Origin of the sequence: Shewanella sp. (assembly GCF_013214165.1) — a bacterium.
In the GTDB taxonomy this organism is placed as follows: domain Bacteria; phylum Pseudomonadota; class Gammaproteobacteria; order Enterobacterales; family Shewanellaceae; genus Shewanella.
Genome location: NZ_JABSSM010000007.1, coordinates 18164 through 43217, shown reverse-complemented (window position 1 = coordinate 43217; position 25054 = coordinate 18164). Strand labels below are relative to the sequence as shown.

At 47.5% G+C, this 25054-nt stretch carries 18 protein-coding genes and 1 pseudogene; 6 read left to right on the top strand and 13 right to left on the bottom strand.

The genetic code is table 11. The features are described 5' to 3' along the window. Positions 1–65: 65 nt before the first annotated feature. From HRU42_RS03435 to amrB, 3 genes are all read right to left on the bottom strand, one after another. Positions 66–3032, bottom strand: a complete 2967-nt coding sequence (locus tag HRU42_RS03435; protein ID WP_295028945.1) for an ImpA family metalloprotease — start codon at positions 3030–3032, stop codon at positions 66–68. Positions 3033–3151: 119 nt separating this feature from the next. Further along, on the bottom strand, positions 3152–3760 hold the full coding sequence (gene amrA / locus HRU42_RS03430; RefSeq protein ID WP_295028944.1) for an AmmeMemoRadiSam system protein A: 609 nt from the start codon (positions 3758–3760) through the stop codon (positions 3152–3154). Continuing rightward, positions 3738–4550 (bottom strand): AmmeMemoRadiSam system protein B, encoded by an 813-nt coding sequence (amrB, locus tag HRU42_RS03425; protein WP_295028943.1) that lies wholly within the window; start codon positions 4548–4550, stop codon positions 3738–3740. The genes amrA and amrB overlap by 23 nt, the downstream gene beginning before the upstream one ends. Before the next feature lie 441 nt (positions 4551–4991). On the opposite strand from amrB, the gene HRU42_RS03420 reads away from it, so the two are divergent. Beyond that, positions 4992–6725, top strand: a complete 1734-nt coding sequence (locus HRU42_RS03420; protein WP_295028942.1) for a methyl-accepting chemotaxis protein — start codon at positions 4992–4994, stop codon at positions 6723–6725. A gap of 83 nt (positions 6726–6808) precedes the next feature. Further along, positions 6809–7963: an AmmeMemoRadiSam system radical SAM enzyme gene (gene amrS, locus HRU42_RS03415; protein WP_295028941.1), complete on the top strand. Its 1155-nt coding sequence runs from the start codon at positions 6809–6811 to the stop codon at positions 7961–7963. A 119-nt stretch (positions 7964–8082) separates the two neighbouring features. On the opposite strand, the gene HRU42_RS03410 is transcribed toward amrS, so the two are convergent. The 3 genes from HRU42_RS03410 to HRU42_RS03400 all read right to left on the bottom strand — a co-directional run bounded on the left by HRU42_RS03410 (position 8083) and on the right by HRU42_RS03400 (position 14030). Then, positions 8083–10998, bottom strand: coding sequence for a valine--tRNA ligase (locus tag HRU42_RS03410; RefSeq protein ID WP_295028940.1), 2916 nt, complete (start codon positions 10996–10998; stop codon positions 8083–8085). Positions 10999–11013: 15 nt separating this feature from the next. After that, the gene (locus HRU42_RS03405) at positions 11014–11484 is read right to left on the bottom strand and encodes a DNA polymerase III subunit chi (protein WP_295028939.1); all 471 of its coding nucleotides are present in this window, start codon (positions 11482–11484) and stop codon (positions 11014–11016) included. A gap of 1391 nt (positions 11485–12875) precedes the next feature. Next, positions 12876–14030 (bottom strand): methionine aminotransferase, encoded by a 1155-nt coding sequence (locus HRU42_RS03400; protein WP_295028938.1) that lies wholly within the window; start codon positions 14028–14030, stop codon positions 12876–12878. 490 nt (positions 14031–14520) lie between these two features. Here HRU42_RS03400 and HRU42_RS03395 point away from each other — a divergent pair, with 490 nt between their 5' ends. Then, positions 14521–15513, top strand: coding sequence for a hypothetical protein (locus HRU42_RS03395; protein ID WP_295028937.1), 993 nt, complete (start codon positions 14521–14523; stop codon positions 15511–15513). A 446-nt stretch (positions 15514–15959) separates the two neighbouring features. Here HRU42_RS03395 and HRU42_RS03390 read toward each other — a convergent pair whose 3' ends face one another. The 5 genes from HRU42_RS03390 to yjjX form a co-directional block, all read right to left on the bottom strand. Continuing rightward, on the bottom strand, positions 15960–16397 hold the full coding sequence (locus tag HRU42_RS03390; protein WP_295028936.1) for a SufE family protein: 438 nt from the start codon (positions 16395–16397) through the stop codon (positions 15960–15962). Between the two features lie 61 nt (positions 16398–16458). After that, a complete protein-coding gene (locus HRU42_RS03385) occupies positions 16459–17673 on the bottom strand; it encodes a cysteine desulfurase (RefSeq protein ID WP_295028935.1) in 1215 nt (404 codons plus the stop codon). Positions 17674–17776: 103 nt separating this feature from the next. Continuing rightward, positions 17777–18820 (bottom strand): NADP(H)-dependent aldo-keto reductase, encoded by a 1044-nt coding sequence (locus HRU42_RS03380; protein WP_295028934.1) that lies wholly within the window; start codon positions 18818–18820, stop codon positions 17777–17779. Positions 18821–18973: 153 nt separating this feature from the next. Next, positions 18974–19948 (bottom strand): GNAT family N-acetyltransferase, encoded by a 975-nt coding sequence (locus HRU42_RS03375; RefSeq protein ID WP_295028933.1) that lies wholly within the window; start codon positions 19946–19948, stop codon positions 18974–18976. Positions 19949–20321: 373 nt separating this feature from the next. Continuing rightward, a complete protein-coding gene (gene yjjX / locus HRU42_RS03370; protein ID WP_295028995.1) occupies positions 20322–20906 on the bottom strand; it encodes an inosine/xanthosine triphosphatase in 585 nt (194 codons plus the stop codon). A gap of 598 nt (positions 20907–21504) precedes the next feature. On the opposite strand from yjjX, the gene HRU42_RS03365 reads away from it, so the two are divergent. Next, on the top strand, positions 21505–22797 hold the full coding sequence (locus HRU42_RS03365; RefSeq protein ID WP_295028932.1) for a serine/threonine transporter: 1293 nt from the start codon (positions 21505–21507) through the stop codon (positions 22795–22797). Between the two features lie 126 nt (positions 22798–22923). Here HRU42_RS03365 and HRU42_RS03360 read toward each other — a convergent pair whose 3' ends face one another. Continuing rightward, a complete protein-coding gene (locus HRU42_RS03360; protein ID WP_295028931.1) occupies positions 22924–23379 on the bottom strand; it encodes a GNAT family N-acetyltransferase in 456 nt (151 codons plus the stop codon). A gap of 401 nt (positions 23380–23780) precedes the next feature. On the opposite strand from HRU42_RS03360, the gene HRU42_RS03355 reads away from it, so the two are divergent. After that, complete coding sequence (locus tag HRU42_RS03355) at positions 23781–24053, top strand: hypothetical protein (RefSeq protein ID WP_295028994.1); 273 nt, start codon at positions 23781–23783, stop codon at positions 24051–24053. A 147-nt stretch (positions 24054–24200) separates the two neighbouring features. On the opposite strand, the gene HRU42_RS03350 is transcribed toward HRU42_RS03355, so the two are convergent. Next, positions 24201–24614, bottom strand: a complete 414-nt coding sequence (locus HRU42_RS03350) for an META domain-containing protein (RefSeq protein ID WP_295028930.1) — start codon at positions 24612–24614, stop codon at positions 24201–24203. Between the two features lie 89 nt (positions 24615–24703). Here HRU42_RS03350 and HRU42_RS03345 point away from each other — a divergent pair. Next, positions 24704–24968, top strand: a pseudogene (locus HRU42_RS03345) (hypothetical protein). Positions 24969–25054: the final 86 nt, after the last annotated feature.

Genomic DNA, 25054 nt, shown 5'->3' with positions numbered 1-25054 from the left:
GGCTCATAGAAGAGGCCTGGTATTAGACAAGCCTCTTCTATCGATTATTTTATATTCTCGCTTGGCTAGTCGAGTGGCCAGGTTTGATTGCCATCCACCGCCACAGCTTGAAGGTCGAGTCCGAGACAATAATCTCCCGGCGCATAGACATAAACTTGCCTTGGTATGCTGGTGTAGCTAAATCCTGCCAGCTGATCTTGGGCACTTTTCGTGGTCGCAAGTCCCCACATTTGATACAGATCACGATAATCCAATCTGGTTGAATAACTCATGGCGATTAATAAGAAGTCATTATTGGAGATAGTCTTAGCCGCATTCAAGCTATACCCACTGAAGCCAAGACTGGCACGTTTTGCCAGCCAGGCATCTTCATTGGCTTTGGCGCGCTCAAACTCGCGCAACAAGATATGTAATCTGGCCAGCAGGTGCCAACCATCTTCCAATGCGCCATGTTGTTGCGCCGCCACCATCATCTGCAGCATAGTCGCCATGCCGTTCGACCAACTGGTGAGCTTAGCATCTTGCATATATTTGAACGGATCGGCTTGCCTCATGCTGGCCTGCAGTACCTCAAACTCATCTTCAATAGACAAGCCCTGACACGATGGCAGTTTACCGCTCTCCTTATAGGCGCGAGACTTAGTGTAGTAAGAGTAGGGGTTGGTCGATGAATGACCTTCATGGCCATCGAATCTGAGGCGGCCCTTCTCTAGGCCATGGCCAAGCTCATGAATATCTCCGTGTCCCGTAGGACTAAATGACCAGCCGGCATCATAGGGATTACCCGAGCAACCCGAACCGCAGGTCGGTTGGTCGGCGTTCATATGTTTTACCGTATCGAGATTATCTATGTCCCATCCCTGAGCGATGGCAAAATCTGTGATCTCGCTCACCTCATCGATAAAGGGTCCCTTGAATCCGGCTAACACATGGGGATAATTATGCACATGGGTCATTATGGCCTGCCCCATCTTCTCCGGGGTATCCCATAGCGGTTCATGGGACATGGTGGTCTGCATCTTGTCTAGGCGTGAGTGAACCTCAAAATGTGGTGTCGCCAGCTCGGCCCAATCAAATTTAGCCAGGGTCAATTGCTGCATAAACTGAGCGCCGTCCATGCCTTCACGCCAGTAAGGGTGAAGGCCGATATGGCTAAACTTGAGTTCAGTGTCTATATCACCCTTGTCGAATTTGACTTGCATGGGGCCACCGTAGGGCGAGGTGAACTTGATGCTCTGTCCAGCTTGTATTTCGATCTGGGTCGATTGCAGGTATTTAGCCCGGTTATATCCTTGGTTATCAAATTCGTGGGTGGAGCCAGCCCTTTGAGTGTTTATAAACACCCAGGCTCTGACGTCATTGCTATCGGTTCTACTCACTGTGACCGTTTGACCGGGAAGCGCGTAGACACCGACGGAGCGGAAGCCCTTCTTGCTGCTGAGGCTTATCGTTGCGTCCGTTGGCGTGATATGGGAAAAGTCGCTGCGGCTGAAGTTACCTAGGTCACTGGGTACCGGGTTGATGTTGCGATAGTGATAGACAGTATTATCGGCAAACATGGCCTCAAGGAAGTCCATCTCGTTTGTCGTCGTCACATCCATAGGGTATTTGATTCGTGAACGGTAGCTGTCACCGAGCAAGGTGAGCAGCTTATAGAGTCGATGATCTTCTTGCTCGAACATATCCAGATGTTGAGTGTCTAGCGACTGCAGCTGGGCGCGGATATGACTCAGTGCCGGCCTGTATTGCTCATCGAACAGGGCGTCACATTGATCTGCACACCTGGCTAGATTGAAATCAGGATCCTGACTTTCGAACAGGCTTAACCACAGGTGCTCCGCCGTTAGGGAAGGTTTTGCCGTTAGCATCTCAGTATAGTTAGACCAGCTCGCCTTATCCGGGGAGAAGAAGTTCCCTGGTCCGCCGGGTCCCTGCATGGAAAAGTCCATCAGCTCGAGTACGGTTTGGGTGAGCGGCACACTGTTCCAGCTATGAAGATGCATATAGAGCAGAGGCGTGCCTTGCAACTGAGCACTCATGAGCAGTGAGCTAACACCTTGTTCACTCAGGCCGCCGCTGGAGCCTGTGATGATAAGACTGCCAGCCTGTAGGCAGGATGCTTGCGTCGCTTCATCATCACATAAAGTGACACTCCAGTTCGGGTATTGGGTCGATATCCAGCTGGTGATACGATTGACTGTGTTGCCAGCCATTAGAAACAGACGAACATCTTCAGCCTGCTCTTGGCTCAGGTCTTTATCCAATAGCCAGGCCAGTAGCCGTTTAAAGTTCTGCTGATAGGCTAAGTTGTTGCCTTGCTGCATGCTACTGATGATGTCGGTGCCAAATGCGGCATTCCTCTGCCCCGACTTGTCGCTGGCGGCCGCGAAGATTCGGCCGCCGTTACCACGGATAAGCTCGACACTTTTAACCTGGGGATAACGATGAACGGCTTGATTGAGGCGGATCATCTGCGAGTATTGCCCCGAGTCATAGACGATATCATTGCCTTGATAGACTGAGGCTAACATAGCGGCATTATCGACACGATACTGCTGAATAATGTTCAGTGCTCTGGTTATAACTTGATCTTGTAAGCCATCGATTAATGCTGGATCGCCAATGTTCACCGCTGCGGTTATCTGATCATTTAATCTGATGCTGAGACTGTCTTGGCTGCTCTTTCCTGTGCTGTCGGTGACGGTTAGCTCGAGCACTAAGTCTGCATCTTGTTGCAGTGATGAGGCATCGATACTGACAGTGTCAGTGTCGGTACCCGAGAGCGTGACCAGAGGACCGTCGATAATTTGCCACAGATACTGGGTCTCACCTTCGGCATAAACCGTGATCTGGGCTGATATGGTGATCGTTTGATGATTCCAACTTATCAGGTTGTCACCCACTTCCACATCAGGGGCCTGCAGTGAAGCCGGCGGCGTTCCCCCGCCGTCATTATTACCTGAGTCGTCATCGCTGCCGCCTCCACATCCAACTAAACTTATTAGCAAGCAACCAGAAATGAGCCATTTCATATTATTAACACCATAAACAATTTGCTCACATCTTGATGGCTTTCGATTTGTAAATCAAATAAGGATCGATGAGGTTCAATAACAGCGATAAAATGTGCTTATGTGTCGCAGGCTCATGGTTAACCACCTAGGTGTTTTTCGCTGAAGTGGATAACCTTAAATAGCTCCACTTCTATCTTATCTGACCAATAATTTTCGGGCCAGCCGCCCTTAACTTTCAGGGCATCGATAAAGGCTTTTGGGCTGGGGAAATGCGCCCAGACCTGGGGAAGAAACACGGCTCTTAATCCATCTTCCTTAAGCACTAGGCCATAATGATCCCGCGCTAGATATTTTTCGAGCTGAAGCTGGCTGCTGACGTTTAAAGGGGTAAGAGGCGAGAGTAGCGATATCTCTATCGTGACTCGACCTAACTGAGACTTCTGCAGCGGTGAGAAGCGGCGATCGTAGAAGGCGCTGCTGCTGGCCAGATCTGGGATGCTATTAGCCAGAGTTCGCTCACCTTCTATGCAGCCCATACAGCCTTTGAGTTTACCGTCGAGCGTCAGGGTCACGAAGCAACCCAGCTTCAACTCGACAAGGGTTTCATTGGGGAGTTTTCCGGGTGCAGTCATAGGGAGGTTGGCCGCTGGAACCGAGCCGAAGGCGTCAATTAAGGTGCTTCGCGCCAGTGCTAACAATTGACGTTTATCGGACTCGGTCAGGTTAACTGATGGCAAAGCTGGCATAGCCGACCACTCGATTCTTGTCAGCCCCATAGCCAGTGGCACAGTCAGCAGAGTTTTGATAACTCAGTTGACTGATCTTGAGATTATGACGTATAAGCTGGAGGGAAAGCGCATTAAGTGAACGGCAACCGCAGGCTTGCTCGGAAGATATGTCGCTGTTATTGTCCAGGATTTTCTGGCAAGTTGCCCTGTCTAATCGCTTAGCTTCATCATAGGGATGAAAGTGGCTTAGATCTGAGCTAACAACAATCAAGGTTTCCTCTCCACCCCAGACTAACTCCAACAATTCGGCCATCAGCTCAGGGGCTATGTCGCCCACTAGGATGGGAAGGATCTCAAATTCATCCAGGCAGTGCTGCAGGAAGGGCAGTTCGACTTCCAGGCTGTGCTCCTCTCGATGGGGGATATTGGAGATGATGACGCCATCATATGCCGCCAATTTTTCAGCGCCAGAGCCGTCAATGGGCAACTTGCCCAGAGGCGTGGAGAAGTGGGTGCTTGCGGGGATGGCGCAGCCTTGCAGATAAAGGGTATGGGCGGGACCGAGTATAACCACGCGTTTAATTTTATGTTTGTTGTTCTCGATGTGGGAGAAGCCATGAGCTGCCACCATGCCCGAGTAAATATAACCCGCATGAGGCACGATAATTGCCTTAGCTATCGTATTGGATATTTGAGCTAGCGGTGCCTGAGCCTGATGCATATAACTGGCTAGCTGAGCGGATAGCACCATAGGATCTGCCGGATAAAACAGTCCTGCGACGGCGGGAGGGCGAATAGAACTTAGCATCGGTTACCTAGCCAAACTTTCCACACTAGACTTTAAGTATAGGCCAAGGTGAACACATGCTGATGATGTCTAAACCGAGAACAGACTGCAATACTGTAAACACCAATCTTGTAGACCAGTCATCAACCGCGACGGGTATGAGTCAGGCGAATATTACCTGGATCACAGTGCCTATTATTACAATGCGCAACTTCCAGAACGCTGCGCTGGATCCTGTGAGCATGTCGGGCGTCAGCGGATCTCGAACGTGGTTGGTTAAGGAACAGGCATAAGCCATGAACCTGTTTCATACCCTAGCTGCGATCCATGCTCAAGTATGATTCAATCCTCCTTATATAGGTGTTTTACTAAATCTGCTGACAGTGAGATCTGGATCAATAAACTGGCTGCCATTATTCTATATTCTAAGTTGTTACATTATAACAATAAAAGGAATTTAATATGTCAGTAGTCTTAGCCATTAAGGCAGAGAGAGCCAATGCTAGCGTCGCAGTGGGTCACAATAAAACTTCTGGCCCGCTACAGCGGATGAAGTCGATTAGATTTCAGCTGCAAGCGATAGTGCTATTGACGGTCATTGCATTCATTTTTTTAGGCTATAAAGGCATTTCCGGCATGGAAGAGTCGGGAGCTTCCATCGAGGAGCTATACACCCAAGGCATGGAGCACAGTATCAATATCGGTAAGCTTCTTGACGAGTTAGGCAACGCGCGTGGCGAGCTATTGCTGGCTTTTCAACATGATCCTAGCACTAAGTCTGCGGCCATGCATGACCACTCGCTAGATAGGCATGTGCGGGCGGTGCAAGCATCCCTCGACGCGCTGCATTATATCGTCGATGAGAAGTTGCTCACCGCCTCATTAGACGCCGAAGAAAAAGTCTTGATAAATCGTCTGGCCTTCGGGCTTGACGACATCAGCACGACAGGCTTTGTGCCTGCACTGGCAGCGCTGCAGCGTGGGGACTATGAAGACTCGGAGCGGTTATTGTTGACACAGGTTAATCCACCGTTTGCCAACATAAGAGCCGCAGCCGAAGAGTTTGAGGAATTGCAGATAGCGGAGGGGGAAAAAATGTTCACCCGCTCCCAAGAGAATATTGCCGCCTTCACCCTGTTAGTCTTGCTATTTTCCGGTGTCAGTATCGTCCTTATCACCCTAGGCTCGACGCTGATCATCAGACGCATGAGTCATGCTGTCACCCAGCTGGAAAATACCGCCAATGCGATAGCGAACGGCGATCTGACTCGGCGCATCAATCTTGGGGGAGACGATGAATTTACCCATATTGCTATCACGGTCGATGCCATTGCGGCGGGATTCCAGCAGGCAATCGAAAACACTCACCTGTCGACGGTTAAGTTATCCAGTTCGGCCGAAGAAAACGCTGTGGTGGCGACCCAGACTCAGAGGAATGTGGTCGAACAACAGCTACAGACACAATTGATTGCCACGGCGATCAATGAGTTGACCGCGACGGTGAGAGAGGTTGCCCAGAGCGCCGCTGCGGCGGAGACTGCCTCGGTGGAGGCCGATGCTGCCGCCGTCAATGGTCAGTCTGTGGTGGAGGAGAGCATCAGCATGATCGAGACCCTATCCCTGGAAATGGAACAGGCAACCGAGTCGATGAAACTCCTAGAACGTCATTCCGATGAAGTTGGCGGCGTGGTGGATGTGATCCAGGGGATCTCCGAGCAGACCAATTTATTGGCGCTCAATGCCGCGATAGAGGCAGCCCGTGCCGGTGAGCAGGGACGGGGTTTTGCCGTGGTGGCGGATGAGGTTCGCACCTTGGCCAAGCGAACGCAGGATGCCACCGAAGAAATACAGCAGATGATCCAACGCATACAGCAAGGAAGTCGAGACTCAATGGTGATGATGGATCGTGGCACCGAGCAGGCACAGCTGAGCGTGGATAAATCTCGGCATGCCGGCGATGTTCTGCGACAAATAATCGCCAGCGTCGAACAGATCACAGCCATGAATGCCCAGATCGCCACCGCCTCTGAGCAGCAAAGTTCGGTTACCGAGGAGATAAATCAAAACATCATCAATATCAGTGATATTTCCGATCAGACCGCCGCAGGTGCGGAGCAGAGTAATCTCGCCACGCGTGAGCTGGTCAGCCTAGCCGAATCTATGCGGATGGAAGTTGAGCGTTACCGGATAGATTAAGCCAGCTTTCTCAGCTTGCTGATACCTGAGTCAAGTTTTTAAACTAGGCTTTAAGTATAGGCCAAGCTGGACACATGCTGATGATGTCTAAATCGAGTACCAATACAGGTGAAACTAATCGTGTTAATAGCAATGTTGGACAGACTAATATTGCACAAGCCAGTACTGTAACAACCAAGTACTGGCATCGGCTGGACGATGGTAGGGTGCAATGCGATTTATGTCCCAGACATTGTCAACTGCGCGAGGGCAAGCGCGGGGTCTGTTTCGTGCGCCAAAACATAGATAATCAGATTAAGCTCACCAGCTATGGACGCTCCAGTGGCTTCTGTATCGATCCCATCGAGAAGAAACCCCTGAATCATTTCTATCCCGGCAGTTCTGTACTTTCTTTTGGCACCGCAGGTTGTAACCTCTGTTGTAAGTTCTGTCAGAACTGGGACATCAGTAAGTCACGTGAGTTCGATACCTTAGGCTCGAGCGCCAGTCCGGAATCATTGGCGGTCACGGCCAAGCGCATGGGTTGTCGGAGCATCGCCTTCACCTATAACGATCCGGTTATCTTCCTCGAATATGCCATCGATGTGGCTCAGGCCTGTCATGAGCTGGGGATTAATTCTGTGGCGGTGACAGCGGGTTATATCTGCCCCGAGCCCAGGATCGAGTTTTATCGCTATATGGACGCGGCCAATGTGGATCTGAAAGGTTTTACTCAAGACTTCTATCACAAGATATGTAGCGGAAATCTCAGCGATGTACTCGATACCTTGCTCTATCTTAAGCATGAAACTAAAGTCTGGTTCGAGATAACCACACTCTTGATCCCCGATGAAAACGACTCAGTCAAAGAACTGGAGCAACAAACCAGGTGGATAGCCGATAACTTAGGTCATGATGTTCCCCTGCATTTCAGTGCCTTTCATCCCGACTTTCATATGTTAGACAAGCCCAGAACGCCGGCATCGACTCTGATGCGGGCCAGAGAAATTGCCCTGGCGCAGGGGCTCAACTATGTCTATACCGGCAATATCCATGACACAGATGGCGGCAGCAGTTACTGCCCGTCATGTCATCAGTTGGTCATCAATCGAGACTGGTACGAGTTAGGCGAGTATCACCTCAATCACAGCGGCAAGTGCCAATATTGCGGTACCCAAATACCAGGACGTTTCGATGGTCCCTGTGAGCATTTCGGCAGAAATAGGATCCCGATTTCGATAGGCACCTCTCCCGGCTGAAGCCGGTCCTACAACGATGGCTGTGATAACAAAAAGGGCTGTCACGATGACAGCCCTTTCTAGTGTTAGTCAAAAATGCTTGTTCCTAGGCTCTCGCTCCTAGGAACTCAACGCTTCTTCTAGCCTTCCAGCTTAGCCAATTCAGCTTTCTGCTCGGTTAGCTTGTCGATATCGCGTTGATATCCGACTTGCTTAGCACGCTCTTTGTCAATCACGGCTGCCGGGGCTTTCGCCACGAAACCTGAGTTAGACAGCTTACCTTCTATGCGCGCAAACTCAGCGGCCGCCTTCTCGAGAAGCTTGTCGATACGGGCGACTTCTTTAGCCACATCGATAAGACCCGCCATAGGGATAAGCAGCTCCATGTCACCAATCAACTGAGTGGTGGACATAGGTGCCGTCTCGTCGTCGCTGAGAATCGTCATGGACTCGAGCTTAGCCAAGGTCTTGAAGAAGGTTTGGTTTTCTTCTAGACGAGCCTTGTCTTGCTCACTGACGCCGCGTAGCAGGGCATTAAGCGGCTTAGACGGGGCAATGTTGAGCTCGGCGCGGATGTTACGTACCGCAATGATGACCTGCTTAACCCACTCGAGATCTTCCATCGCGCTGTCATCGACCTTATCGGCCTGATATTCAGGGAACTGCGCCAACATAAGCGTGTCGCCGGTAACGCCAGCTAGGGGCTGTACGCGTTTCCAGATAGTCTCTGTGATATAAGGCATCATAGGATGCATCAGACGCTGCATCTGCTCGAGTACAGTGACTAGTGTATGACGGGTACCACGCTTCTGAGCCTCGGTGCCAGTCTGCATCACAGGTTTCGTCAGCTCTAAGTACCAGTCACAGAACTGGTTCCAGGTGAACTCATAGATGGTGTTTGCCGCTAGGTCGAAACGGTAGTTCTCCATGTGCTCATCGAAGGCTTTAACGGTTTGGTTAAACAGGCCTATGATCCAGCGATCCGCAAGAGACAACTCCATGTCGCCCGGCTTACCGTCGACTAAGATTTGACCGCAATCTAATGGCTCGCCTGCGACATTGCTGTCTTGATCTTCTGACTGCACTTCTGTGTTCATCAACACATAGCGTGAGGCGTTCCAGATCTTGTTACAGAAGCTGCGGTAACCGTCGAGACGCTTCATGTCCCAGCTGATATCACGGCCAGTGGATGCCATAGACGCTAAAGTGAAACGCAGGGCATCGGTACCGTGCGCTTCAATGCCATCGGCGAATTCTTTACGTGTGCTCTTCTCGATTTTTGCAGCCAGTTTTGGCTGCATCAGGTTAGCGGTACGCTTGGTCACTAGTGACTCAAGATCGATGCCGTCGATCATGTCTAACGGATCCAGTACGTTGCCCTTAGATTTAGACATCTTATTACCGACTTCATCACGAATGAGTCCGGTCACGTAAACGGTCTTAAAGGGAACCTGTGGCTTGCCATTTTCATCTTTGATGAAGTGCATGGTCATCATGATCATGCGGGCAACCCAGAAGAAGATGATGTCGAAGCCAGTGACCAATACATCGGTTGGGTGGAAGGCTTTAAGCTCTTCGGTGTTCTTCGGCCAGCCAAGGGTCGAGAAGGTCCACAGCGCCGAGCTAAACCAGGTATCGAGTACATCCTTGTCTTGGCGTAACACGACCGAGTCATCAAGCTTATGCTTAGCACGTACTTCGGCTTCGTCGCGGCCAACGTAGACCTTACCCGCCTCGTCGTACCAGGCCGGGATCCTGTGTCCCCACCAGAGTTGGCGTGAGATACACCAATCGTTAATATCACGCATCCAGGAGTTGTACATGTTCTCGTACTGCTGGGGCACGAACTTAATATCGCCGTTATCGACCGCTTCCATGGCAGTCTTCGCCATAGGGGCAACCGACACGTACCATTGATCGGTGAGTAATGGCTCGATAACCACGCCGGAGCGATCGCCATAAGGCACTTTTAATCCGTGTGGATCTATCTTGCCCAGTAGTCCTAGGGTGTCAAATTCTGCGATGATTGCCGTACGAGCCTTGAAACGATCCAGACCAGCATAACGCTCGGGCAGGCTGCTATCTAACTCGGTATTGCTGGTGCCATCTGTGTTAACCACTTCGGCCGAGCTACGGATAGCCGCATCGAAAGTTAAGATGTTGTACATGGGCAAGGCATGACGCTTACCGACTTCGTAATCGTTAAAGTCGTGAGCAGGCGTTATCTTCACACAACCTGTACCGAAATCCATGTCGACATAATCGTCGGCAACGATAGGGATAAGACGGTTAACTATGGGCAGCAGGATAAACTTGCCGACCAAGGATGCATAACGCTCATCATCGGGGTGAACCGCGACGGCGCTGTCACCGAGTATGGTTTCAGGACGAGTGGTGGCCACTTCTAAATAGTCTTTACCGTCGCTAGTCAAGGCGCCATCGGCCAGTGGGTAGCGGAAATGCCACATGCTGCCTTGCTTCTCTTTGTTCTCGACTTCGAGATCTGAGATCGCCGTATGCAGGGCCGGATCCCAGTTAACCAGGCGCTTACCACGGTAGATCAGATCATCTTCATACAAGCGAACGAACACTTCCTGAACCGCTTCAGACATGCCTTCGTCCATGGTGAAACGTTCGCGATCCCAATCCACAGAGGCGCCAAGACGACGCAGCTGCTTAGTGATAGTGCCCCCGGACTCTTTCTTCCAGTCCCAGATTTTATCGATAAACTTATCGCGGCCAAGATCGTGACGAGTCTTGCCCTCTTCGGCTGCCAACTTGCGCTCAACCAACATCTGAGTCGCAATACCCGCGTGATCCGTACCTACCTGCCAAAGGGTGTTTTTACCCTTCATACGCTGATAACGAGTCAGAGTATCCATAATAGTATCTTGGAAGGCGTGACCCATATGCAGACTACCCGTCACATTGGGTGGCGGGATCATGATGCAATAGTTGCCTTTGGACTCGTCGCCATGTGGCTTGAAGTAACCTTTCTCTTCCCAGCTTTGGTAAAGAGACTGTTCTATAGACTGCGGGTTATATGTTTTTTCCATAGGAGCTAGTATTTCTCAAACAAAATTAAGTGGTTGTTTCGCTAAGTCTTGAGTGTTTAATGTCACTCCAAGACTCTTATACTGGCGGTAACGATCGCGTGCGATCGTCTTGTGGCCAGTATCATTGGCAACGAAATCGATAATATGGCCAAAGTTTACCGCAAATGAGGGTACTTGGTCTGCAAGATTAATCAGAAGATGACGATTTTTATTGGGCCCCAAGCTATCGAAACCGATTTCCACCGGTGCCCCCGTGAGCGGGCCTTCCCCCTTGAGGTTATGGGGCACAAAAGAATTGGGCTCAAATTGCCATAACAATTCATCGACAGCATAAGCCTGTTCTCTATCTTGGGTATGGATATAAACCAGTTGCTGACTTGCATAGGCATTCTGTGCAAGCTCACAGGCTAATCTATGTACCTGCTGCGCCGCCTCGGTGGGGCTGTTAGCCTCATCGGGCATCACGTAAAATAGGGCATTTGGCATAGTTGGGATCAGTTAGGCTTAAATGGCTGTCGAAGGGAGAGATTTTACACCAAAACCTATGCGTTAAACCAGAGTCGCTGCCAGTGTTCAGCGATTTTTTGTTGATGTAAACGTCAAATTGACTGATGAACCTTGCTTTAGCGTTAACCGATATTTTTACTCATCGCTTCTCAACTAAGTCATTAAATGGTGATAACTAAAGGCCTGATTAGAGGAGGCGCTAAAGTATAAAAGATATGCCGGTCCGATCTTTTACTCCCTATGGCGTTTCCTACATGCTTGTAGTTCAGGATGGGACTATGGAACGTTATCGACCAGCGTGAGATTTCCAGTTACTTGATCGTGAATTTGTAAGTTAACCCTTCTGGTTATCTAACACCTGCGGTGGGCGATGTGCTGACACTTCTATGACACGCTGTAAATACGTCCATGTAAGCTCTACGAAAACATCCCTGTTTCCGAAGGTCATAGCCGCGTCTGCACTTGTGTATTAAAAGCGAAGGGGTTTGGAGGCACAGGAACTCTTGAGTTGAAGTCTTATTTGCCATTCTCAACTAAGCCATTAAATGGTGATAACTAAAGGCCAGATTAGAGGATGCGCTAAAGTACAAAAGATATGCCGGTCCGATCTTTTAATTGGTGTAACACCCATGCGGACTAAGCTAATTACTGTGTTCTAGCTTCTAATGAGCATGTTCTTGGCCTGTTCGGGTTTACATTGGTAGGAAAAGACAAAAGACAAAAGACGGGACAGGCATAACTTTGTCCAAGCGTAATATCAGAAGTGCTACGCTTCCACGGAGAACATAGAGGTAAAGATGAAGGTCTCCAAAGGCTTGAACTGTTGCCTTTCTCCGTGGTGAATCGCATTTGTTCAGTTTTAATATCTTTTGAGTTAGAGCGAGTGTTCTATCTCATCTATGTCCAGCTGCTTGTTTGTCATATAGAGAAAAGCCAAATCGAAGAGAGTAATAACAGGGTGTGAACGCGGCTGCGATTTTCCGAAACAAGGCCGTTCTATGACATCCCTGTCACCACGGCATTTGTGAATCTGACCTAATTATAGGGCCTGCGATACTCCAGATATCACTCAGGCATTCCCCACGCTGACCCATAGAGATATGGGAAATGTCTTGAGATGTAGGGAGCATCTCTGACCTTGTGATCACGACATTGGTGAATCTGACCTATAGGGAGATAGGAAATGTCTAATGTATGTCTGGAACATACGAGACCCTGCACGGCACTGCTGCAAGCAATAACCCCCAATGAAGCTATGGCATTTATAAACCTAATCAAACAACAAAACCAGTACCATGAACTCAACTTAAAAAGATATTTGAAACTTGTTATCCGACAAGTGAGTCAATATCAATAGTGAATTCTGCTCACTACAAAGCAGATAGTTTTTCACCGGCTTGCTGCAATGTTTTATCCTCTTTGGCAAAGCATAAGCGAATGACTTTATCAGCCGGGGCTGTTTGGTAAAACACGCTCAGTGGGATGGCCGCTACGCCAACCTCTTTGACGAGATACTCACAAAATGACATGTCGTCTAGTGTTGAGATCTCAGAGTAATCTAGCAGTAAAAAGTAGGTGCCTTCGCTGGGTAAAATCCTAAAACGGCTATTTTGCAGCGCATTAACGAGCACGTCTCTCTTGTGTTGATAAAAAGATGCGAGTGCTGTGATATGTTCAGGCTCTTCGGCCAGCATATCTGTTAACGCCAGTTGCGCTGGGGTGAAGCTTGAAAAGGTGACATATTGGTGAATCTTCCTAAACTCTTGTGTCAGCATCCGGGGGGCTACGCAGTACCCCATCTTCCAGCCAGTGCAATGAAACGTCTTGCCAAAACTGGAGATCACGAAAGCGCGCGGAAAAAGTTCAGCATCGCCTAATACACTGATGTGGGGCGTGTTACCAAAGGTGATATGTTCATATACCTCATCACTTATTATCAGCAGATCATGCTTGAGCACCAGTGCTTTTAATTCATCAAAATCAGCTTGTTTTAACGTTTTTGCGCTGGGATTATGGGGCGTATTGATAATAATCCCGCGGGTGTTGTCGCTGATCGCGGCCGCGACCTGTTGCCAGTTTATGGCATAATCCGGCGCCTGCATTGCGATATGTACCGCACGGCCTCCGGCCAGTTCAATGGCGGGCTCATAGGAATCATAGGCCGGATCGAAGATGATTATTTCGTCGCCTGGATGAGTGATGGCCTGAATGGCGACAAACAAGGCTTCGGTCGCTCCCGACGTCACGGTTATCGTATCATTTGGATTGACATCTACGGCGTATTGACGCTCGATGAGGGAGGCAATTTGAGTTTGTAGTGGTGCCAGTCCAGAGGAGGGAGCGTACTGATTAAAACCTAGCTCGCAGTATTTGGCCAAGCCTTGCTTTAACCGTTTCGGGGCATCAAACTCAGGGAAGCCTTGAGAGAGGTTAATGGCCTTGTATTGGTTTGCCAGCCCTGTCATATACGTAAATATGCTGGTGCCAATATTCGGTAATTTACTGCTAAATTCTAAGGTACTCAATAGGACTCTCTCCGTAGTTAAACCACTCTGGTTTGTCAGTTTTTTTTCTCTGCAATCTAATCTTATTCTAAATTACCTTAATTTGATATTAGTAAAATAAGCGAGTCAAACACGGCCTTTTTTTGTCGATATTGGGGTCGCTATTTGGGTTGCAAGTGCAGCATCCATGCACAGTACCTGCTGCAAGCAGTAGATATCAATGAGGCCATGGTGTTTAGTATGCTAGCAAGTGCCCAGTAAGCCCAATGAAACCAATCAAAGAAGATATTTGAAACTTATTATCCAACAAGTGAACAAACTTTTGTCCAGGTACGTCTTAGAGTGATAGCTCTAAGCCCTACTTACCCCTTTTAAATTTAAAAATCTTGACAGTTTAGTCGGTTTTATTAATCGTTTGGTATTGCTATTTATTATTTTAAATCAATGTGATACAATCAATGTCAATTAACTAAATCGCTGACGATTTTATGAAATAATGGGCTATATTGGTATGAAAAAGAAAACCAAAAAATTTAAGCGTATTGTGATTATTAGCTCGATTTTTTTAATCTCTCCAATTGTGCTTTCTTATGTCTACCAGTTTGGCCATGGTGGCCTTTCTAATAAGACTCAAGATTGGGCGAACTTTAGTACATATGTTGGTGGTTTATTAACCCCAATAATCACATTTTTTACGATAGTTTTTTTGTATTTTCAAATCAGGAGTTCTCGCGAAGAAAGTGAGCTGCAAATTGCAGAAAACTCAAGATCAGTTGAGCGCCAGTTATGTCATTTGCAGGATACTAGAACTATTGAAATGATAACGGCAGAAATTAATTATTTGGTTTCTGTTTTATTTAATATGATATCGGAACCTCAAAAAGTACCAGATGAAAACATAAAAATATGCCTAGATAAAATTAATTTCAAACGCTGGGACCATGACCATGCAAATAAACAAGTAATCTTTCATAGGCATGACGGAGAATCATCCACTATTGAGTGGGCTGATGTGGTGATTTATCTGAAATCGTTATATGAAAACTATAGCGAAGAAGAAGTTGCTATAATCCTTAAAAACTACAAATATGCCCATGTATATTCAACCATTTCTTCTTTACTTGGACACCTTGTACTTCATTGTTATAGATTGGCTCACATTGATAAAAATTCATACGATATTATTAAAACACACCTCTCTCTATTTAGTCCAACAGTGTTTTACTTGAAAAAGGCTGGTTATATTAGTGAGGACATAGAGGAGGAAATTTGCATTTTACAATCTCTATCACGTCCAATAACACGAACTGATTACGTCGATTTTAACGGTATGTTTTCCAGTGAAATAAATGAGTTGGGATGGTTTGACGCAGAGGTTAAGCCCTGTGACATTACAAATATCCGGATCAAGTTAGATGGAGGGCCAAATAACAGACATGTCATTTATACAATGGATTATATGAGGAATAAATTAACCAGACGTAATTCTAACTGGATTAAATAATTTAGATGCTTATTCTGAAAAACAGCCATCAATACCCAGATAGTTGTTTTAGTATAAAGTTAGGTTCTTAGGTTGAGTCATCGTGGAGCACCTTATGTCCGTAGTTAATCTCAGTTAAGCCATACTAAACTTAATGAGAATAACCGAGTTTAAAGCTGAAGCTGCAGACTCGTTTCTGTCCAGAAATGAGTTACTAACCAAAAAATCTTAAATCGAAGAGATAAATAACCTGATGTAGATGCGGCTGTGGGCTTCGGTTTCAGGGATGAAACCGCAGAGCGTATAGGGACATATTTATAGCGTCCCACAGAAGTATTTACATGTGAGTCTGCTGCAAGCAATTAACACCAATGATGCTATGGTACTTAGCAAGCTAATCAAATAACTAACCAGCCCAATAAAGCCAACTTAAAAAGATATTTGAAACTTGTGATCCGACAAGTCAGTCAGACTGATGCTTTAATTGCCTTAGCCAAGGCAAACAGTCCATTGGTGCGCGAGGGGCTGAGTTGTCCGGTTAAGCCTAATCGATCGAAGTAGGCCTCAGTATCGAACGCTGCAATCTCGTCTGCGCTCTTGCCATGACAAGCGGTCAGCAATAGCGCAACTAGGCCTTTGACTATGCGGGCATCGCTGTCGGCGAGATAGTAATGCTTGCCGTCTATCTCACTATGATAGAGCCAGGCATTACTCTCGCAGCCCCTGACCTGGGCCTGCTCCACACGAAACTCATCTTCGAGTTTAGGTAAGGTCTTGCCCAGGAGCATTATCTGGCGATAGCGCTCCTGCCAGTTGTTGGCATTGTCGAATTTAGGCAATATCTCACCGCTATCGAACTTAAGGGCTAAAAATGTCTCTGTGGCGGGCTGTACTGCTGAGCTCATAAAATTGACCTGAATTAGTGACCTTGAATGATGCTTAAATAACATGCTCGAACCTAGACCCTTAATCTAACAACATCTCTTTTACCGATGTTAGCGCCTCTATGAAGCGATCGATATCTTCTTTACTGGTATAGACGCCTATGGATGCGCGGCAGCAGCCCTTGATCGCTAAACTCTGCATCAGGGGCATGGCGCAGTGATGGCCACAGCGGACGGCGATCCCTTGTTGATCCAGTAAGATCCCCACATCCTGATGATGTTCAGCGGCCAAGTTAAAGGCGACGGCGCCGATATTGTTTTCATTGGCACCGTAGAGCTTAATGTCGCCTAAATCGGTTAACTGAGTTTGCAGATAAGCCAACAGTTGCTGCTCCCGTTGAACCGTCTCAGCTTTAGGTAGATTTTGTATGAATTCGATGGCAGCACCCAGCCCAATCACTTCGGCTATGGGCGGTGTTCCGGCCTCGAGTCTATTGGGTAAGACATTAAACTCGGTGGCATCGAAACTGACGGTCTTGATCATCTCGCCGCCTGTCATCATAGGCTCGAGCTTATCGAGAATATCGAAACGGCCATAGAGCACGCCTATCCCCGTTGGGCCATACATCTTGTGGCCGGAGAACACATAGAAATCACAATCTATCGCCTGTACATCTATCTCCAGATGGGCGATAGCCTGAGCGCCGTCGACTAGGGTGATGGCACCAGCGGCCTTGGCTTTAGCGACTAATTGATTTACTGGGTTGAGAGTGCCAAGTGCATTGGACACATGGCATAGCGCGACGATGGCAGGCTTTTGTTTGAGCAGTGTTTCATAGGCTTGTTCATCGAGTCGGCAATCCTCTGTCAGCGGGATTGGCTTGATGATGGCGCCACTGCGCTTAGCGAGTTCTTGCCAGGGGACGATATTGGCATGATGGGCGGCCGTGTCTATTAAGATGATATCGCCAGATTTTGTCTGATCCATCAGGCCATGGGCGACCATATTTATCGACTCTGTGGTGCCGTGGGTGAAGATGATCTCTTCGCGGCGACTGGCCTTGATAAAGCCTTTTAGTTGATCGCGCACCGCCTCATATTGAGAGGTGGCTCTGGCTGAGAGTTGGTGAGCGGCCCGGTGAACATTGGCGTTATCTTTATGATAATACTGAGTCATGGCATCTATGACACACTTGGGTTTCTGGCTGGTCGCTGCCGTGTCCAGGTAACACAGAGGGTATCCCTCTAAGGTCTGCTCGAGTGTAGGAAATTGAGCACGCAGCTGGGGAAAGTCCATGGTTAGGTCCGCTAGTTCATCATAAAAAAAGGCGGCTAGATCTTCGGAGATCTACGCGCCTAATGCAAGCTTTAAAGAAGGGACCAGTAACTTGGACCATTATTTAAGGACAAGGCAGTCGATAGATTTGCGCCAGTTCATCTAGCCTTATCATTAGCTCTGGAGAGATACAGGTGTTGATGCTGTCGATATTCTCTTTGAGCTGTTTAAGATTGGTGGCACCTATGATGTTTGAGGCGACAAATTTGCGTGAGGTGACGAAGGCGAGCGACATCTGCGCCGGACTCAGCTTGAATTCACGTGCAAGCTCTACATAGGCCTTGGTGGCTTCGAGCGCTATTTGTGTCCCCGTGTAACGAGAGAAGCGCTTAAACAGGGTGAGTCTGGCGCCCTGGGGCCATTTATCGTCCAAGTATTTACCCGTCAGTGCACCAAATGCCAAGGGAGAATAGGCCAGTAAGGGCACTTCTTCTCGATGGCTGATCTCTGCCATGCCGACCTCAAAACTGCGGTTGAGCAAGTTATAGGGGTTTTGTACGCTGATGACTCTAGGGAGATCGTGTTTCTCGGCGAGTTGTAGATACTTCATCAACCCCCAAGGGGTTTCATTGGAGACACCGATATAACGAATTTTTCCTGCCGTCACTAAAGAGGCTAAGGCTTCCAGCGTCTCTATGATAGGAGTCAGTTGCTCGTTGTCATCGACCTGTTGATAGGATAGCTCACCGAAGAAGTTGGTATTTCTGTCTGGCCAGTGGATCTGATACAGATCTATGGTGTCGATCTTGAGTCGCTCCAGGCTGGTATCGACGGCTTGGTGAATATTACGCCAATCCAGAGCCATATCAGGACGTATGAAGTCACTCTTAGGCCCCGGAGCGGATACTTTAGTGGCGATGATCAAGTTGTCTCGGTGACCACTTTTTTTAAGGTAGTTACCCAAGATCCTCTCGGTCTCTCCTTGAGTATCAGCCTTGGGAGGAACCGGATACATCTCGGCGGTGTCGATAAAGTTAATGCCTTCGCCTATGGCATAATCTAGCTGAGAGAAGGCTTCGGCTTGTGTGTTCTGCTCACCCCAGGTCATGGTACCTAAACAGAGTTCACTGACTTCAAGGTTGGAATGTGGGATACGACGATATTCCATAAAATCTCCACGATTACTTTAGCTTGTTATTTAGACTGGTTATTTGGGCGCATATTTTGGCTCAAGAGTGCGCTCACTATCATTCGAAGCTAACAAGCTTTCAGAGGAAAGACTAGGGAAATAAAGATCTTAGTTCCTAGGATCTAGGACCTTTTATAACTTTAACAACATAGGCATCTCGCAGGCATCGTGTCCCGTAGCGCCAAGATGAGAGTCCAGATGTTTGAATCCGATAGACTCATACAGTTTGACCGCTTCATTGAGATCCGCGGTGGTTTCCAGGTAACAGGCGTGAAATCCCTGCTCGCGGGCAAAATCGAGCGCCAGATAAGCCAGGCGTTTAGCAAACCCTTTGCCTCTAAGCGCTTGGCTGAAGTACATCTTCTGCAGTTCACATACTCGCTCTTGGTCTGCCGAGGGCTGATCTACCGTGTTGATGACTGCTGTATTTATGCTTAAAGGCGCAATTCCTCCTCCACCCAAGATTTCACCCTCTTTTTCTATGACCCAATAGCGGGCATCACTTGCTTGGTATTGTTCACTAAGAATGTCTAAGGTGGGATCCGCTACGCTATAACCTTTATCTGAGGTGAGGCCATATTCAGCTGAGACCGTGCGTATCACTTCGGCCATAGGGGCATTATCTTCTGGGGTCATCACCCTAAGTGTATATTCCTGTTGCAGCCGGGAGCGCTCAATGGCCTTGTGATATAAGGTCATTGCAGTCTCAATTTGCTGGGTTTCAGAGCAAGATAACTGGGATAAAATTTCATTAAAGATGATGTTTTGCTGATGATCTAACTTTTGTAGTAATTTTCGTCCTTGAGGAGTCAGGTGAGCCAGTAGGCTGCGGCTGTCTCTGGGGTTACTCTTGGTATGAGCAAATCGCTTCTCAACTAGATGACTGACTGCACGACTGGCGTTGGATTTATCAATATTTAGGATTTGTGCCAATTTTTTAATCGATATGGCGCCATGGCTGACTTCGATAAGCGCATGAGCCTGAACAGGAGATAGAGGAAGGTCGCCACAGGCAGAGTTAAGCATGCCGAGTTGTCGCACAATATGGCGAGATACGGTTCTGAGTGCAGAACCTTGTTGATTGCTTGGTTTATTATCTTCTGTCATACCTGTTCCTGCAATTTATTTTGTCTGAATCGACATTGGTTATCTTGGTCAGAAATAACGTTTCTTCATCCAAAGTTGACTGCTGACATTGGATGAGTATGGTTGCGACTTACATCTAACTTATGGGTATATTAAGCAAATTGCAAGTAGGGAGTCGTGGCTTTATGTATCTAAGCTCAGTTGTGATTAACATCTATCACTCAGTGAGCGAGATTCGGAGACTAAAATTTTGTGCGCGAAAATTAAGTTTGTGAAGCTAAGTGACTAATATTTAATGCGACTTGATAGGGGACTAACCTAGTTGCTCATGGAGGAGAATGCAAGCCATTGCTAATGACAGTCACTCGCTTGCATTAGCAATGGCTTGAAACAGTTAATCAAGATAAAGCTCAGGATTTAGCATGGGGGCCATGGCTAAGATTAATGCCTGAGTATAGACACTCTCTCTGGTGGCATGCCCTTGGGTCAATAGGCCAATTGCACCACCTTTTTGCTTGATGTTGTTAGTGTTGAATAGCTTATCCATCACATCTCCGAGCTCCTCACCGGCAACCAGTGACTTATAGATAGATGGAGAGATGGGGAGTTGTGCGCTACGTCCAACGGAAAGTTGGCTCCGGGTGGCAATCACTGTGTAGGCGAACGTGGCTGGCCCGTATTCGAAATTATCGACGCCGCCTTCCATTGCGATAAAGAGTTCAGCAACTGACTCGCCATCAGCTTGCTGCGCCGTAGCGGAAAATTCTCGGCAATACTTTACACGGTTAATGGCGCCTTCGCGGGTTTCAACATCTGTCATGGGTTGGTCTGGTACGCCTGATGGGGCGTGCATACCAATACATTCGATATCAATATCCGGAAACAGTTGGCAGATAGCGATTTTGGCCGCGTTTACTTTCACCGGGTTTTTCGAGCCGACTAATACTCTGATCTTCTTTAATTGAGTTATCTGTTGCATTTTTTTATTCATTCCAATCAACCTGGGGGGATTATACCAAATTTCCCCCTAATTTATTACGGGTGATGAACCATGAATGAGTTGGTGGAGATGTATCAAGGTTTATCTAATTTGGCTTAGAAAAACGGATAGCAGATGTAGGTCAGCTCGTGCTTTTTTCTAGCCTATAGTGGATCATGGTTAACTTTCGCACTGAGTCAGTGAAAAATCCTGTGATCTTACGCGTATTTTGTGAAGTTTGTACTGTGCTGGTTATCAGGGCTGCTATTATTTGCGACCCATCTCACCTCGCCATCTCCTAGAATAAATTTTCTAATATCACCAATAGGTAATATGTGTGCCTAAAGTGTTAATTTTAGGTTAGTTTTGGTTGCGGGCGTGAGGTCGAGATAAAGATTTAGCCCATGATAATTTAGACATAGCTCCCATAATGAACTTGTTCTGAAATTTGATGATAAAACCCCATTCCAGATCAATTTTTCACGGCTTGACTCCTATAGTCTGGCCTTGAATTTATGGCTGCTTCCCTTTGAAAATGGTTTTAGGTGGAGTGGTTTCTGGAACACCAAAGGTGTAGAACACCTCAAAGGTAATGTTTATGCACAAAGAATCGACCGCCTCTCCAGTCAATGCAGCCGGACCCCAGGTAAACCCGGCCGTCAGTCAGGGCTGGACACGTAAAGATACGACTTGGATGTTGAGCTTGTTTGGCACCGCCGTTGGTGCTGGTATCCTTTTTCTCCCAATAAATGCAGGCATGGGCGGTTTCTGGCCACTGGTGATGATGGCCTTGGTTATAGGACCTATGACCTATCTAGCTCATCGCGGCTTGTCACGCTTTGTCTGCGCCTCACAGAAGCCGGGCAGTGATATTACCGATGTGGTCGAAGAGTTTTTTGGTGTCAGTGCCGGTAAGGCGATCACCTTGCTCTATTTCTTCGCTATCTTCCCAATTGTATTGATCTATGGCGTGGGAATTACCAATACCGTAGACAGTTTCATCGTTAATCAACTCGGTATGGCATCGCCACCACGTTGGATATTATCTGGCTTGCTTATCCTTGCCATGATGTCAGTGATGGTATCCGGTGAGAAGTTGATGCTCAAGGTGACTCAGTTTCTGGTCTATCCTCTGGTGGGTATTTTAGTCTTTATGTCCTTGTACTTGATCCCAAGCTGGAAAATGGATGCCTTGACCCAGGTTCCATCAGCGGGGGACTTCCTGGGGACCGTATGGTTAACGATTCCGGTATTGGTTTTTGCCTTTAACCACTCTCCAGCAATTTCTCAGTTCTCTGTGGCACTCAAACGCGAACATGGTAAAGATGCCTCGAAGAAAGCCGACGTGATACTGCGTAACACCAGTATGATGTTAGTCGGTTTCGTTATGTTGTTCGTGTTCTCTTGTGTTCTCTCTTTGAGTCCGGAGCAACTTGCCGAGTCTAAGGCGCAAAACTTACCGGTCCTTTCTTATCTGGCTAACATTCACTCGAGTGGCTTCGTCAGCTACTTCGGTCCAGTCATCGCTGTGATTGCCATCGTTTCTTCATTCTTCGGTCATTACATGGGTGCGACAGAAGGCATGAAAGGCATCATCACTAAGCAGTTGCGTAGCAGTAACAAGCCAGTCTCAGACAAGAAAGTAGATAAGTTTATCCTGGTGTTCATGTTCGTCACCATCTGGGGCGTGGCCATCATCAATCCAAGCATCTTAGGCATGATTGAGGCGCTTGGTGGTCCAATCATAGCTGCGATTCTTTATCTGATGCCTATGTATGCTATCCATAAGGTACCGGCACTCAAGGCCTACCGCGGTCGTATCAGTAATGTCTTCGTTGTTATTGCGGGTCTGCTGGCCATGACAGCCATTCTGTTCGGTATCTTGTCTTAAGTTCTTCGTTTTCCTCTCTTTATAACGTTCGCTTATTCTCGTTTTCTCGCAGCGAAGCGCTCTAGCAGGGAACTGGTTGCCGTACTCGTAGTGAGCCAGCGAACGTCATCGAAGCGTTCGCTGTCGCTATTTCTCTTCGTACATTAGGTAGTAACTCTGCTCCATTCCTAGGGCTTGATAGGTTTGCTGCGCCTTGGTATTTTCCTGCTCTACGTAGAGTCTGAAACTCGCAGCGCCACCATTCTCTGCCGCTATGGTTTTAACGTGCTGATAAAGCTTGCCATAGACACCCTGACGGCGATTCTCTGGACGGATATAAACGCTCTGGATCCAGTAGTAATTTTGCGCGCGCCAATCGCTCCATTCGAATGTCACCATCAGAGAACCCACTATCTCGCCAGCGGCTTCGGCGACCAGATAGAAGCCTTTTTCTGGCTCCGAGAGTAAGGCGTTTACTCCCTTTGTCAGTAGGACTTCATCCAGTGACAGGTTTTCAGTTTCCAATGCCATCGCTTGGTTGAATCGAACCAGAGCCAGCAGATCAGATTGTTGGCCCTTTCTTAATTGAACATTTGTTTGCATATTTAATTCCACACTCGACTGTACATTTGATTTCACACTTGGATTAATGATGGTTAGGCTCCATTTTTCAGACACTCTAGCATGTCGCCGAGTTTAATTTGGCTAATAAAGTTGATTTTTTATTCGACTAAAGTTCCCTGAGCCTGTTTATCTTTCGAGCTTGATTTTTGCTCAACCTTGAAAGGTCAACAGGGCCTAAGTCTGCTAGACTTTTATTATTGGCTCAAGAGAAAGAGGCGCTTATGGCATCAGTCCATCATAAATATCGCGTTCATCGCTTAGCGGTTAAACCTTATTGCCATTGTTATGTGAGAGTCAGAAGCAGGGGGAAGGACTTACACTCATTGTTTAGGCGAACGGCGGCTAATCAAGATAGACTCGTTGCCGAAGAAGGCACTGATATTCAGTCTGCTGATGTTAAACGGGCTAGGCTTGAACCGACTAATCTCGAGAAAAACAAGCCGATTCACTTCGTTCTTACCCTAGTTACTTTCGGTGTATGGGGGCTTGTCTGGTGGTGGTTAATCTTAAAATCTGAAGGGAAAACGGATCAGTTTTTTCGTGGGTTTGATGATGCTTATTGGAGTTACCTCATAGCGCGGGAGCAGCCTCCTGCCTCACTTCATAAAATGAAAGTCGATCAAGCGGCTGAATCTGGACATTTCGATGCCTGATGCTAGAGGGCTTAATCTAGCAGGGCGAGTCTAGGCATAGATAAGTTGCTGACAAGGAATAATAAAACCGCCATGAGGCGGTTTTTTACATTATTCACTTTGCTGTTATTTATTGTGTTCCAGTCGAGGGTAGCCGCGCAAATGGCTTTAGAGCTTACTCAATACAAATTGAGTTTTTCCATTGGCGTCTTGCAATACCAGCTGATTTTTGACTATTTGACCCGAAGTGACCTTGGGCATAGCGGTCATGACTCTTTGCTCCTGTTCCATCAATGCATCGACACAGGCTTTCATCGTGCTACCAGTCGGGGAAAGTGTGATCGATGAACCTTGCTGTGAATATTCACCAAAGAAGCTATTACAACTGTTATTACCACTCAGTTTACCTTCTTGGCTAAAGATGAGTTGAGCCGGACTGTAATCGATGACAGGATCACCTGCGATTACCTCTATATGCCAGGTGCCTGTGAGTTCTATTGCCAGCGGCTCAGGCCCTGCAGTGCTTTGGCATGCGGATAATGCGAAGAATGTGGTGGCGATCAAAAAAGATTTTAAAGACATGATAGGGATCCCAATAAATTTATGCTTATAGTGTGGCAAGTTTAGAACGAGATAAACAGCGATAACTCGATATAAGGGCTCAAAGTGTAATGAAAGCTGTAAAACTATTGCATCGGATAGGCTTACTGATGCTTATTAGCGGCATTGGTGCTTATCTTTTCACAGATATAACACTGGAGATAGCCGGCATGGTTATACCATTCCGAGTAAGTATCTGAACTGACCAGATACTTATATGGAATGGTATTAGTGTCCAGCTTGATTGGACTGGGATTAGTGATGATGTCACCCTTTCCCATGGTGATGTTTATACAATGGGCAGGAGGACAAGCAAGACTAGTGGCATGGGGATAATCTGACTCAATGGTCTCGGTGCCATCGGGCCAGAGAATGGGACGAGTTAATAAGCTTGGGGCTTGATCGAATTCTTCATCTAGGTC

What these genes read in the sequence shown, in the direction of transcription:
- HRU42_RS03435 (WP_295028945.1), bottom strand. Translation starts at nt 3,032, where the DNA reads ATGAAATGGCTCATTTCTGGTTGCTTGCTAATAAGTTTAGTTGGATGT.
- amrA (WP_295028944.1), bottom strand. Translation starts at nt 3,760, where the DNA reads ATGCCAGCTTTGCCATCAGTTAACCTGACCGAGTCCGATAAACGTCAA.
- amrB (WP_295028943.1), bottom strand. Translation starts at nt 4,550, where the DNA reads ATGCTAAGTTCTATTCGCCCTCCCGCCGTCGCAGGACTGTTTTATCCG.
- HRU42_RS03420 (WP_295028942.1), top strand. Translation starts at nt 4,992, where the DNA reads ATGTCAGTAGTCTTAGCCATTAAGGCAGAGAGAGCCAATGCTAGCGTC.
- amrS (WP_295028941.1), top strand. Translation starts at nt 6,809, where the DNA reads ATGTCTAAATCGAGTACCAATACAGGTGAAACTAATCGTGTTAATAGC.
- HRU42_RS03410 (WP_295028940.1), bottom strand. Translation starts at nt 10,998, where the DNA reads ATGGAAAAAACATATAACCCGCAGTCTATAGAACAGTCTCTTTACCAA.
- HRU42_RS03405 (WP_295028939.1), bottom strand. Translation starts at nt 11,484, where the DNA reads ATGCCAAATGCCCTATTTTACGTGATGCCCGATGAGGCTAACAGCCCC.
- HRU42_RS03395 (WP_295028937.1), top strand. Translation starts at nt 14,521, where the DNA reads ATGAAAAAGAAAACCAAAAAATTTAAGCGTATTGTGATTATTAGCTCG.
- HRU42_RS03390 (WP_295028936.1), bottom strand. Translation starts at nt 16,397, where the DNA reads ATGAGCTCAGCAGTACAGCCCGCCACAGAGACATTTTTAGCCCTTAAG.
- HRU42_RS03385 (WP_295028935.1), bottom strand. Translation starts at nt 17,673, where the DNA reads ATGGACTTTCCCCAGCTGCGTGCTCAATTTCCTACACTCGAGCAGACC.
- HRU42_RS03380 (WP_295028934.1), bottom strand. Translation starts at nt 18,820, where the DNA reads ATGGAATATCGTCGTATCCCACATTCCAACCTTGAAGTCAGTGAACTC.
- HRU42_RS03375 (WP_295028933.1), bottom strand. Translation starts at nt 19,948, where the DNA reads ATGACAGAAGATAATAAACCAAGCAATCAACAAGGTTCTGCACTCAGA.
- yjjX (WP_295028995.1), bottom strand. Translation starts at nt 20,906, where the DNA reads ATGCAACAGATAACTCAATTAAAGAAGATCAGAGTATTAGTCGGCTCG.
- HRU42_RS03365 (WP_295028932.1), top strand. Translation starts at nt 21,505, where the DNA reads ATGCACAAAGAATCGACCGCCTCTCCAGTCAATGCAGCCGGACCCCAG.
- HRU42_RS03360 (WP_295028931.1), bottom strand. Translation starts at nt 23,379, where the DNA reads ATGCAAACAAATGTTCAATTAAGAAAGGGCCAACAATCTGATCTGCTG.
- HRU42_RS03350 (WP_295028930.1), bottom strand. Translation starts at nt 24,614, where the DNA reads ATGTCTTTAAAATCTTTTTTGATCGCCACCACATTCTTCGCATTATCC.